This window comes from Candidatus Palauibacter sp. (assembly GCF_965216145.1).
GTDB lineage: Bacteria > Gemmatimonadota > Gemmatimonadetes > Palauibacterales > Palauibacteraceae > Palauibacter.
Genome location: NZ_OZ244149.1, coordinates 4231136 through 4243762 on the forward strand (window position 1 = coordinate 4231136; position 12627 = coordinate 4243762).

A 12627-nucleotide genomic window follows, 5' to 3' on the forward strand; every position below is an offset into this window, starting at 1 on the left:
GAGAGCGCCTTGGCCGCACTCCGCTTAATCCGTACGGAGTATGTCACCCCTGACCTCATCCCAGTCCAGTACGGGATCGCTGGGATCGCGAAGTCGTTCCAGCGCGACCGTCAGATCATCGAAATCTTCCAGATATCGCTCCAGAGCGTGGCAAACGACATCGGCCCGGCTTCGCCTCAAGGCGGCCGCCGCCGCATCCAGGGCTTCGACCATCTCAGGGGGCACGCGCGCGGTGATCTGATCCATTCGAGTGTCTCCGACACTCATGTTGGGATTGCTATGGGTCGATGCGACGATAGCGCTCGAAGAGTTGCAGCTGCCGCGAGGTCGTATCGACCTGCCAGCCATCGATGAAGACGGTCTCCGCGTAGCCGGCGAAGTCGAGCGGGTCGTCGGACCAGATCACGACGTTGGCCCGTTTGCCGGGCTCGATGCTTCCGACCGCGTCGTCGATGCCGAACGCGCGGGCCGGCGCCAGAGTGATGGCCTCCAGCGCATCGTCCCAGTCCATCCCGTACCGGACCGCGTTGCCGGCCTCGTGCGTGACCTGACCCACCCGGTGGGAGCTTCGCGTGGTGAGGATCACGTCGACGCCAGCCGCCGAGAGCAGGCCCGGATTCTCGTATCGGGTGGAAAGCCGGTCGAACTGCGTGGGCAGATTCGCGAGCGCCCGGACCATCACGGGCACCCCGGCCGCGGCGAGGCGATCCGCCAGCAGCCATGCTTCCTCCCCTCCGTCGATGACCATGCGAAAGCCGTATTCGGCCTGGATTTCGAGCGCCATCTCGATGTCGGTCGCGCCGCTGGCCCGGACGATGAGGGGGATCTCCCCGGCGAGCACCGCGGTGACCGCCGCCTGGCCCGGCTCGCCTGCGCTCTCCTCCACCTCGTCCCGGGCGTCTTCGAGCGCTTCGCGAAGCTCCATGACCGCACCGGCCCGGCTCCCCCCGGCGGCCGCCCCGGGACCGGGGCCGAGGGACGCGTAGAGCGCCACCGGATCGCGGAACAGCACCTCGGCGCGCGTGGCGCCGAGGGTCGTGAGCGCCGCGCCCTGCCCGGAGAGGACGCCGCCCGTGGGCGACGTGATCGCGCTGGTGACCCCGTCGGCCCGGGCGATCGCGAACAGCATCGACCGCGGGTCGAGCCCGTCGCTGACCCGGAACGCACTCCGGTTCGCGCCCCGGTCGAGACTTCCGTGCCGCGTGGACGCCACGGCGCCCACCTCGACGAGGCCGAGCTGCGTGCCGGCTTCGATGAGACCCGGCGTGACCACGTTGCCGGTCGCATCGACGATGGCCGCGTCTCCGATGGGCACCTCCGCGGCCGGCCCGACTGCGACGATGCGGCCATCCTCCATGAGGACGACGCCGTTCTCGATCGGCGGCCCCGCGACGGGATGCACGGTCCCGCCGGTGATCGCGATGGTCTGAGCGGCCGCGCCGGCCGCGCCGACGACGAACGCCGAGAGCCCGAGCGCAATGCACGCCCCACGCCGCGTACGTTGAATCCGGGAGGGGGTCATCGGCCGCCTCCCTTCTTCACCAGCCCGAGTTCGAAGTCGCTCACCCGCTGGTAGTCGGAGTCCTTCCGGTCCCAGCGCAGCGCTCCGTCGATCCACACCTGATCGGGAACGGAGTAGACCGAGAACGGATCGCCGGACCAAAGCACGAGGTCGGCGTTCTTCCCGACCTCCAGCGTCCCCACGCGGTCGTCGATCCCGAGGGCCCAGGCCGGGTTGGCCGTGACCCAGCGTAGTGCTTCGTCGCGCGAAACCTCCATCCCCCGCCGACGGCCGGCCCACATCGACTTGGCGGCCTCGTGGTTCATGTACTGCGCGCGCATGTCGTCGTCGGAATGAACGATCGCGCGGGCGCCCGAGGCGGAGACGAGGGCGACGTTCTCCGGGATCCCGTCGATCGCCTCCATCTTGAATCCCCAGTTCTCCGACCACATGGAGGCGGAGGTCCCGCTCTCGGCCAGGAGATCGCGGATCTTGTAGGCCTCGACCGCGTGGTGGAATGACCGCACCCGGAAGCCGAACTCGCGTGCCACCTGGAGGTTGGTGGCCATCTCGTCCGCCGTGTAGCAGTGCCACTGCACGAGGATGTTGCCCCTCAGCACTTCGGCGAGCGTCTCCAGGCCCAGGTCGCGGTCCGGCGGCCCACCCCGGGGATCGGCCAGCCACGCGTCCCACTCGTCGCGGTACTTCGCCCCGGCGATGAACGCCTCCCTGTAGCCGAAAACGTTGCCCATCTTCGTGGTGGGGAACTCGTCGCCGCGCTTCGGATTCTCGCCGCAGGCCAGCTTGACCGTGCGGGGCGCGTCGGGGAACAGCATCTCCTGGGGCGTGCGGGCGGGCACGGGCTTGACGGTCACCCCGCGCCCCTCGATGAGATCTCCGGAGCCGGGCAACAGTTGCAGTGTCGTCGTCCCGCCCGCGAGGACGCGCACGAACCCGGGACCCTGCGGCCAGATCGAATGTTCGATCCAGACGCCGGGCGTGGTCATGCCGGTCTCGTTGTTGTCGAAGCTCGTCGGAACCTCGGGCGTCGCGGACACGCCGAGGTGCGAGTGCGAGTCGATGAGACCCGGCGTCACAAAGCGCCCGGTTCCGTCGAGGATCACCGCGTCCGCCGGCGCCTCGACGTCGCGGCCGATCTGCACGATGATCCCGTCTTCGAACAGGATGCTGCCGACGTATTCCTCGCCGGCCGCGGTCATCAGCGCCGCGCCCCGGATCAGGGTCGCCGGATGCCCGGGTGCGGCGTAGGTCGAGCGCCACGCGCCGTTGGGGACGCCGTGGCGAAGGTCGGCCAGCTCCGCCGCCGTCGGTTGCTGCGCGCCCGCGGGTCGGGCCAGGCCGAACCCGGCCAGCCCGATGGCCGCGACGGTCGCGAGGAGCAACCGTTCAATCGTGTCGCGCATGTGACCCCCTCGATCGTGGTTCCCGCGGCGACAGCTGCGATCGAAAGAATCCGTCAGGCCTGCGCCGCGCCGCAAGTCGGCGAACCGGGGCGCCCCTGCCCGGGCGGAGCGTTGCGGGACCGCGGCGTGTCTGCTAGAGGATCGTGGCGCCGAGCGCGGAGGCAACGAGACCAACGCCGAGTTCGGCCGTCTGGTTGCGGTCGTCGAGGACGGGGTTGAGTTCGACGAGTTCGAGGCTCAGGAGGCGGCCGGAGCGCGACGCCTTCTCGCACACGAGGTGCCCTTCCCTGTAGGTGAGGCCGCCTCGGACGGGCGTCCCCACGCCGGGCGCGATGCGCGGATCGAGCGCGTCGAGGTCGAAGGAGAGGTGGAAGCCGGCGGTTCCGGCGCTGGCGCGCTCCAGCGCCTCGTCCATGCAGGGCCCCACGCCGCGTTCGTCGATCTCGGACATCGTGAACACGCGGACGCCCAGTTCGCGGATGAGTTGCTTCTCGGCGCGATCCAGATCCCGCGCCCCGAGGACGCTCGCGTTTTCGGGGCGGACGCTCGCCCCCCCGCGCGTGAGGCGCGGCTCCCCGTGGCCGAGCAGCACCGCGAGCGACATCCCGTGGATGTTGCCGCTGGGCGTCGTCCGGGGACGGTTCATGTCCGCGTGGGCGTCCACCCAGATGACGCCGATGGAGCCCCCCTGCGGCCGGTAGTGGTCGGCCACCGCCGCCACCGATCCGATCGAGAGCGAATGGTCGCCCCCGAGCACGAGCGGCGTGCAGCCTCGGCTCAGTCCCTCGCTCACGGCGGCATGCGTCTCCTCCGCGACGTGGACGATCTCGCTCAGGAAGCGCAGCGAGGTGTCCCCCGCCTCGGTCGTTTCGAGCCCGCCGGCGGTCAGCGTGCCGAGTTCGGACACGGTGTGGCCGATGGCCTCGATCTCCCGGCTGATCCCCGCGATGCGGAGCGCGGAGGGACCCATGTCCACCCCCCGGCGGCCGGCGCCGAGGTCGATGGAAACGGAGATCAGCGCGATGTCCCGATGATCGCCCAAGGATCGCTCCTCTATCGTTCCGGTTTGGTTGGTCGCGAGTGCCAGTCGACACTACTATTCGCGCCTCGTACATCGTCGTGCAGAAGATCGCGTAGAAGGATACACCACAACCCCGGGAACGGAGTCGGCGCATGTTCTCGTTCCATCGTCGCCCCTGGGCGGCCGTCCCGCTGCTGCTCATGCCGCTCGCGGCGCTCCCCGTGCAGGGCCAGGAGGAAGAGAAGAAGGACCCCGACCGGGGCCTTCCACTCGAACCGGCCCGCTGGGCGCGCTTCACGACCAACGAGGGGACCTGGATTTCCCTCGACGTGAGCCCGGACGGCGAGACGATCGTCTTCGACCTCGTGGGCGACCTGTACCGGATGCCGATCGCGGGAGGCGAGGCGACGCGCCTCACGAGCGGGCTGCCGCACGACATGCAGCCGCGCTTCAGCCCGGACGGGACGCGGATCGTCTATGTCTCGGACCGGAGCGGGGACGACAACCTATGGCTCATCGACGCGGAGGGGGGTGAGCCGACGCAGCTGAGCAAGGGGATCGGGAGCACCTTCCTGTCGCCGGAGTGGATGCCGGACGGCAAGTACGTCCTGGTGTCGAGGGCGCGGGCGTTCTTCGGGCTGGAAAAGCTGTGGCTGTACCACGTGGACGGCGGGACGGGGCTCGAGATGGTGGGCGGCTCGGGGGCGCAGCGCATGCTGGGCGCGACGGTGGACGCCGAGGGTCGCTACATCTGGTACGCCCAGCGCTCGGGCACCTGGCAGTACAACGCGATCTTCCCGCAGTACCAGCTCTGGGTCTACGACCGACGGACCGGTACCCGGACGCCGATGACGAGCCGCTACGGCTCCGCCTTCCGGCCCGCGCTCTCACCCGATGGTCAGGTGCTCGCGTACGCGACCCGCGAGGACGCCGACACGGGCATCCGGCTGCGCGACCTCGACTCCGGCGAGGAGCGCTGGCTTGCGTACCCGGTGCAGCGCGACGATCAGGAGTCGACGGCGTCGATGGACGTGCTGCCGGGCTACGCCTTCACGCCCGACTCGGAAGCGCTCGTCCTGTCGTACGGCGGCAGGATCTGGCGCGTGCCCGTCGACGGGAGCGACCCGGCCGAGATCCCGTTCACGGTGGAGGCGGAGGTCGCGGTCGGGCCCGAGGTGGACTTCGAGTACCCGATCGAGGATACGCCGACCTTCGTCGTCAAGCAGATCCGGGACGGGAAGCCGTCGCCGGACGGGACGCGCGTCGCCTTCACCGCCCTGGACCGGCTGTACGTCACCGACCTGCCCGACGGGACGCCGCGCCGGCTCACGCAGGACGAGGTGGGCGAGTTCCACCCGGTGTGGTCTCCCGACGGCCGCGACGTGGCGTACGTGACGTGGGACGACGACTCGGGCGAGGGCCACATCCGCCGTGTGTCGGCGGACGGCGGCGCGAGCACCAGCCTCACGCCCGAGCCCGCGTACTACCAGCAGATCGCCTGGTCGCCGGACGGCGGCCGCATCGTGGCGATCCGCTCGTCGCGCCGGAACGTGCAGGAGGCGATCGACCCCTTCATCGGCTTCGGCCTCGACTCCGAGTTCGTATGGGTCCCCGCCGAGGGAGGGAACATCACGGCGATCGGCCCCACGGGCGGGCGGCGCGCCCCGCACTTCACGTCGGACCCGGACCGCATCTACTACTACGGGACGGCGCGCGCGGACCCGGTCCCCGGCTCGCCGAACCCACCGCTGGTCACGACCGCCCTCTCGTCGGCGCGCTGGGACGACACGGACCGCCGGCAGCACCTGCAGGTGACGGCCAGGGCCAATCTCGACGCGGGCGGCGTCCCGCCGGGGTACGAGCGCTCCCCGCGGTCGGACCTGCCGATGCCGCGGGAATTCGACGACGACCAGCCGCGCGAACTCATCATCCGGCTCGGCGCCGGGTCGGTCGTCATGGCGCCGCAGGGCGACCTCGCGCTCGCGCACGTCGGCGATGACCTGTACGCGGTGACCGTACCGGACCTCGGCGCCACGCTGCCGAGGATCGATGTCGCGAAGCCGGACTCGGCGGGCGTGCCCGTCTGGAAGCTCAACGAACTCGGGGCGGAGTTCCCCACCTGGGGCGCGGACGGCCGCACGGTCCACTGGTCGCTGGGCAACGCCCTCTTCACCTACGACCTGGACGCGGCCGCAGGCGACACGGCGTACGCCGCGGCGGAACGGCAGATCGAGGTTTCGGCGGAGCGCGACATCCCGCGCGGCACCGTCGTCCTGCGCGGCGGACGCGCGATCACGATGAACGGCGACGAGATCGTGGAGAACGCGGACATCGTCGTCACCGACAACCGCATCGCCTCGGTGCGGGCGGGGCCGGGCGAGGTACCGGAGGGCGCCCAGGTCATCGACATCGGCGGCAAGACGGTCGTGCCCGGGTTCGTGGACACGCACGCCCACATGTGGAACCTGTGGGACTTCCACTGGGCGCGCCCCTGGATCTACCAGGCGAACCTCGCCTACGGGGTGACCACGACGCGCGACCCGCAGACGGCCACGACCGACGTGCTCTCCTACGAGGACATGGTGCGCGCCGGCCGCATGGCGGGCCCGCGCATCTATCACACCGGCCCCGGCGTGTTCCGGTTCGACTTCATCCGCAGCTACGAGCACGCCCTCGAGGTGCTGCGGAAGTACAGCCAGTACTACGACACGAAGACGTTCAAGATGTACATGTCGGGCAACCGGCGGCAGCGGCAGTGGCTGATCATGGCGGCGCGCGAACTGGGGCTGATGCCCACCACGGAAGGCGGCCTCGACTATCGCCTGAACATGACGCATGCCATGGACGGATATCCGGGGATCGAGCACACGATGCCGATCATTCCGGCGTACCGGGACGTTGTGGAACTGCTTACGACCTCGGGGACGGTGAACACGCCCACCCTCCTCGTCTCCTACGGCGGACCCTGGGGGGAGAACTACTTCTACACGCACGAGGACGTCTTCGGCGATGAGAAGCTGACGCACTTCACGCCGAAGCGGGAACTCGACTTCAAGGCGCGGCGCCTCCAGACGACGGGCCCCGGCCCGGGCGGCTGGTTCGCCGAGGAGGAATACGCCTTCCCGAAGCATTCCGCGTGGCTGGCGCAGCTGGTGGAGAACGGCGGGAAAACCGGCGTCGGGAGCCACGGCCAGCTTCAGGGCCTCGGCTACCACTGGGAGCTGTGGGCGCTGCAGAGCGGCGGCATGGACGAGCACGACGCGCTGCGCGCCGCGACGCTCATGGGGGCCGACGCGATCGGACTCAGCGGCGACCTGGGTTCGATCGAGCCCGGCAAGCTCGCGGACCTCGTGATCCTCGACGCGGATCCGCTCGAGGACATCCGCAACACGAACACGATCGACAGGGTGATGATGAACGGGCGACTCTACGACGGCGACACGCTCGACGAGCTGTGGCCCCGGCAACGGCCCGCGCCGCACGAACCGTGGAGAGATACGGCGCCCGCCGTAAGCGCCGGGCTCCGGGGAGGTGACCGATGAGCCGGGGCTCGAGGGTCCTGAGGACGGGAGCGGGGGCCGCGGCGCTGGCTGCGGTGGTCGGGGCGGCGACCGTCGTTCCCGCAGCGGCCCAGATGTTTGGGCCCGGCGGTCCCGGAGGACGGGAGCCGCTCCCGCTGCGGGGGGCGCGCACGGCCAGCTTCACGGCCACGGAGGGGACGTGGATCTCGCTCGACGTGAGTCCCGACGGGTCGATGATCGTCTTCGACCTGCTGGGCGACCTGTACACGATGCCGATCGCCGGCGGGGAGGCCTCGCCCCTCCTGACCGGGATGGCGTACGAGACGCAGCCGCGCTTCAGTCCGGACGGGGAGTCGGTGGCCTTCATCTCCGACCGCAGCGGGGGCGACGCGCTGTGGACCCTGCGCCTCGATCTCACGGACACGACCCAGGTAGCCGGCGGCGGATCGAGCCTCATGCTGTCGCCCGACTGGAGCCCGGACGGTGAGTACATCGTGGCCAGCCGCACCACCGGGCTGGGCGGCGTCGCGCAGCTCGCCATGTACCACGCGGAGCGCGGTTCACCCCTGGCGCTGCCCGGATCTTCCGCCATCAAGCGGATCGGCGCGGCGTTCGGCCCGGATGGACGCCACATCTGGTATGCCGGAGGCTTCGGCGACTGGCAGTACAACGCGGCCCTGCCCCGCTACCAGCTGTACCGCTACGACCGCGAGCTGGGCACGACCACGACGATGACGAACCGCTACGGGTCGGCGTTCCGGCCCGCGATTTCGCCGGACGGCCGCTGGCTCGTGTACGGGACGCGCTACAACGCGGATACCGGACTCCGGAAGCGCGACCTCGAGACGGGCGAGGAGACGTGGCTCGCCTATCCCGTGCAGCGCGACGAGCAGGAGTCGCGGGCGCCCCTCGACCTCCTGCCGGGCTACGCCTTCCTCCCGGACGGCTCCGCGATCGTCGCCTCGTACGGCGGGAAGATCTGGAACATCCCCATGGATGGGGGAGAACCGACGGAGATCCCGTTCGAGGCGGAGGTCGAACTCGGCGTCGGTCCCGAGGTGAAGTTCGAGTACCAGATCGACACGACCGCGATGGTCACCGCGAGCCAGATCCGGAGCCCCGTCGTCGGGCCCGGAGGCGCCCAGGTCGTCTTCACCGCCTTCGACCGTCTCTGGATCCGTGACCTGCCTGAGGGCGAGGCGCGCCGGCTGACTGACGGGGACGCGGGCGAGTTCCATCCGCAGTGGTCGCCGGACGGCGCGTGGCTCGCCTACGCGACGTGGGACGACACGGACGGCGGCCACATCATGAAGGTGCCGGCGGCCGGCGGCGAAGCCGTGCGGCTGACCGAGACGGCGGCGCTCTACTCGAACGTGGCGTGGTCGCCGGACGGCGGGCGCCTCGTCGCCACGCGCGGCGCCGCCCGCCAGCTCAAGGAGGCCTCGGGCGCCTTCTTCGGCCCCATTGGGGGCGAGTTCGTGTGGGTGCCGTCGGCCGGGACGCCGCCGGCCGAGGCGGAGGTCATCTCGCCCACCGGACTCCGCGACGTGGCGCACTTCGCGGCGGACGATCCCGATCGCATCTACGCCTACAGCCCGGTCGAGGGCCTGGTGTCCTTCCGCTGGGACGGCACGGACGTGAAACGCCACCTCATCGTGCGCGGACGCCAGGGGATCGCCGGCATCGGCGACCCGCACCCCAACGAGTGGGAGTTCCTGCCGCGCCGCGTCTTCCCCTGGCGGCAGGGGCCCGACCCCACGGATCCCCAGTCCCCCGCGGAGGCGGGCGGTCCGGCGCCCGCCGGGCTGGTCATGATCTCGCCCGAGGGAGACCGGGCCTTCGCGCAGTTCGGACGAGACCTCTTCGTCGTGGACCTGGCCGAGGTCGGGGCCGAGCCCCCCGCGATCACGCTCTTCCGTCTGGACGACTCCCCCGTGCCGGCCCGCAAGCTCACCGACGTCGGCGGCGAGTTCCCGTCCTGGGCGCCGGACGGCGGGGCCCTGCACTGGGCGATGGGGAACGTCCTCTTCACCTACGACCTCGATCACGTCGAGGCCGAGGAAGAGGAAGAGGAGGAGACGGCCCACGCCCGCGCCCTCCTGCGCGTGCGGGCGGCGGCGATCACCGACACGCTCGAGGAGAAGCGCGCCGAGGCGGACAGCCTCGAGAACGCCGACGAGGAGTTGCCGGAGGAACTGGAGGACGAGATCACCCGCCTCCAGGCGGACTCGGTGCAGGTCGTCGCCGACTCGCTCATGGCGCGCGCCGATTCGATCCGGCAGGCGGCGGAAGAAATCGCGGCGAAGTCGGCCGCGGTGCGCGCGGGCGACGAGGAGGTTCTGGCCGACACGACGGAGACATACGAGGCCGTCGAACGCAGGATCGAGACGCAACTGCCGCGGGACATCCCGCGCGGCACGGTGGCGCTCAGGGGCGGGCGGATCATCACGATGACGGAGGTGCCCGACGAAACCCCGGCCGACACCGCGGGGGCGCCGGCCGACACGACGGCGGCAGCAGCGGCCGACACCGCGGGGGCAGCAGCGGCCGACACGGCGGCGGCCCCCGATGACGCAGCGGCGGAGCCGGAGGAGCCCGCCATGAAACCCCTCATCATCGAGGACGGCGTCGTGCTGGTCACGGACAACCGGATCATCGCGGTGGGACCGGCGGACTCCGTGGAGGTCCCCGACAGCGCCACGGTGATCGACGTGAGCGGAAAGACGCTCGTCCCCGGCTTCGTGGACACGCACTACCACGCGCAGTGGCTCGTCCCCGAGGTCCATCCGGAGGAGGTGTGGCAGTACCTGGCGACGCTCTCCTACGGGGTCACGACGACGCGCGATCCTCAGACCGGCTCCACGGACATCCTCAGCTACACCGACCGGCTGCGGACGGGCGGTATGACCGGGCCGCGCATCTATTCGACGGGACCGGGGGTCTTCGCCGGCGAGAACCTCCGCGACGCGGACCACGCCAAGACCATTCTCCGCCGCTACGCGGAATACTTCGATACCAAGACGCTGAAGATGTACATGACCGGGAATCGCCAGCAGCGTCAGTGGATCATCCAGGCGGCGCGCGAACTCGAACTCATGCCGACGACCGAGGGTGGACTCGACTACAAGATCGACATCACGCACGCGATCGACGGATATCCCGGCATCGAACACAACCTGCCGATCGCGCCCATCTATTCGGATGTGGTCGAGCTGTTCAAGACGTCAGAGACGACAAACAGTCCGACGCTGCTCGTGTCGTACGGGGGTCCGTTCGGCGAGAACTTCTTCTACACGCACGAAGATGTACTTGGGGACGAGAAGCTCGCGACGTTCGTGCCCAAGTCGAACATCGACGCCCGGGCGCGACGGCGCGGGCCGGGCGCGGGCGGGAGCCCCGGACAGGCCGGCTGGTTCCTCGAGGAGGAGTACGTCTTCCCGCGTCACGGCGAGTTCGTGAAGAAGATGCTCGAGGGCGACGCCCGCATGGGGGTGGGAAGCCACGGGCAGATCCAGGGCGTGGGATACCACTGGGAGATGTGGGCCATGGGTTCCGGGGGCGCCTCGAACTACGACATCCTCCGGGCCGCGACCATTCTCGGCGCCGAGGCGATCGGGTTCGGAAAAGAACTCGGGAGCCTCGAGGAAGGAAAGTTCGCCGACATCGTGGTCCTCAACTCGAACCCGCTCGATGAACTCCGAAGCACGGTCGACATCCACTATGTGATGAAGGACGGGCGACTGTACGACGGGATGACGCTCGACGAAGTCCATCCCGAGACGCGGTCCCTCGAGCGGCAGCGCCCCGCCGAGGAGAGCGCTACAAGCGCCGCCGCCGGGATCCGGAGGAGGTAAGCCCGGCCGGCCGCGGGCGCCGGGGTTACGCCGGGGTCAGCGCATCAGGCACGGCGTCGCGTTGGCGACGGCCCAGGGGTGGATGATGCGCCGGGTGAGGCCGCCCGCCCCGTCGTCCTGCCACTGCACCTGCAGGCCGGTGAGCGCGCGCTGCCCCCCGGCCTGCACGTGCTCGAGCGGATAGACGCTGTACGGGCCCAGCACCGTCTCGGTCATGGCCGTGAACAGGAAGTCGCGGACCGCGCTGCGGTCCGGCTCTCCCGTGGCGGAGATCGCCTGGTCGATCCCCTCCGCCAGGAGTTCCGCCGCCGCGAAGCCCGCGGCCGCATGGTAGCCGGGTGTCGTTCCGTACGTCGCCTCATAGCGTTGGACCACCGTCTCGCTGTCCGCGATGAAACCCGACGTGCGGATCATCGGGTCCCACGCCGCGTTGCCTACCACGCAGCGCCCCGCGTCGCCCACCTCATCGATGAAGTTGGGTTCCGCGGGACCTACAAGAAGGCTCATCAGGAGCGGCTGGTAACCCACGGCGACCGCGGCTCTGGCAAAATCCATCGCGTCGGTGGCGTATCCGCCACCGATGAATAGCGTCGCACCCGCATCGCGCGCCGCGGCCAGGAGCGCCTCGTGGTCCGCGGCCCCGACCGCATAGGCTTCGGCGAAGACGATGTCGAGTCCGTGCTCCTGGGCCACTACGCGCACGCCTCCCGCGACCGACGCCGGGAAAGCGGTATCCTCCCACACCAGGGCGACGTCACGAGCCCCCAGCAGGGCGGCCACTTCGACGGAGCCCTTCAGGTAGCTGGGAGCCGGGTTCAGGAGTTGGGCGCTCCACTGCCTCCGCCGCCCCGCCCAGATCTCGGGCGCTGCCGCCGCCGGCGCCACGAGCGGGATGCCGGCCGCCTCGGTGACGGCCAGGACGGCATTGGTGATCGGGCTGCTGTAGGGGCCCAGCAGGGCGTCGATGGTATCCGAGGCGATGAACTCCGCGTACAAGCGGGCGCTCGTCTCCGCGTCGCTCCGATCGTCGCGCAGCACCAGCTGCAGCGGCCGGCCGTGTACGCCGCCCTTCTCGTTGAGGATCTCGACCGCGAGGCGGTATCCGCGCGCGACTTCGTTGCCCAGGTCGCCGTGGCGTCCGCTCTGGGCGATGGCCGCCGCGAGCGTGATCGGTCCCCCCTCCGGCTCCGGCTCCGGCGCGGCCGGATCATCGACGCAGCCGGCCGTTACCAGCGCCGCCAGCACCAGGCCGGCCAGGTATTCGTGTTTCATGGAATGGTTGCTCCAACCTTTAGGACTCGGGTCT

7 protein-coding genes are annotated in these 12627 nt (G+C 70.2%); 2 read left to right on the plus strand and 5 right to left on the minus strand.

All coding sequences use genetic code 11. From position 1 onward, the window contains the following. Positions 1 to 24 precede the first annotated feature (24 nt). The 4 genes from ACOOHF_RS18245 to rocF form a co-directional block, all read right to left on the minus strand. Positions 25 to 246 carry a YlcI/YnfO family protein gene (locus ACOOHF_RS18245; RefSeq protein WP_420462815.1) on the minus strand — a complete coding sequence of 74 codons (222 nt, stop codon included), beginning with the start codon at positions 244 to 246 and terminating at the stop codon, positions 25 to 27. 31 nt (positions 247 to 277) lie between these two features. Next, positions 278 to 1522: an amidohydrolase family protein gene (locus ACOOHF_RS18250; protein ID WP_420462816.1), complete on the minus strand. Its 1245-nt coding sequence runs from the start codon at positions 1520 to 1522 to the stop codon at positions 278 to 280. Further along, entirely contained in the window at positions 1519 to 2925 is a 1407-nt protein-coding gene (locus ACOOHF_RS18255; protein WP_420462817.1) for an amidohydrolase family protein, read from the minus strand. Before ACOOHF_RS18255 ends, ACOOHF_RS18250 begins: the two co-directional genes overlap by 4 nt. Positions 2926 to 3058: 133 nt before the next feature. Next, positions 3059 to 3967, minus strand: coding sequence for an arginase (gene rocF, locus ACOOHF_RS18260; protein ID WP_420462818.1), 909 nt, complete (start codon positions 3965 to 3967; stop codon positions 3059 to 3061). Positions 3968 to 4098: 131 nt separating this feature from the next. Here rocF and ACOOHF_RS18265 point away from each other — a divergent pair, with 131 nt between their 5' ends. Next, on the plus strand, positions 4099 to 7488 hold the full coding sequence (locus tag ACOOHF_RS18265) for an amidohydrolase family protein (RefSeq protein ID WP_420462819.1): 3390 nt from the start codon (positions 4099 to 4101) through the stop codon (positions 7486 to 7488). Beyond that, a complete protein-coding gene (locus ACOOHF_RS18270; protein WP_420462820.1) occupies positions 7485 to 11321 on the plus strand; it encodes an amidohydrolase family protein in 3837 nt (1278 codons plus the stop codon). The genes ACOOHF_RS18265 and ACOOHF_RS18270 overlap by 4 nt, the downstream gene beginning before the upstream one ends. Positions 11322 to 11357: 36 nt before the next feature. Here ACOOHF_RS18270 and ACOOHF_RS18275 read toward each other — a convergent pair whose 3' ends face one another. Next, positions 11358 to 12593 (minus strand): amino acid ABC transporter substrate-binding protein, encoded by a 1236-nt coding sequence (locus ACOOHF_RS18275; RefSeq protein WP_420462821.1) that lies wholly within the window; start codon positions 12591 to 12593, stop codon positions 11358 to 11360. Between the last annotated feature and the right edge of the window lie 34 nt (positions 12594 to 12627).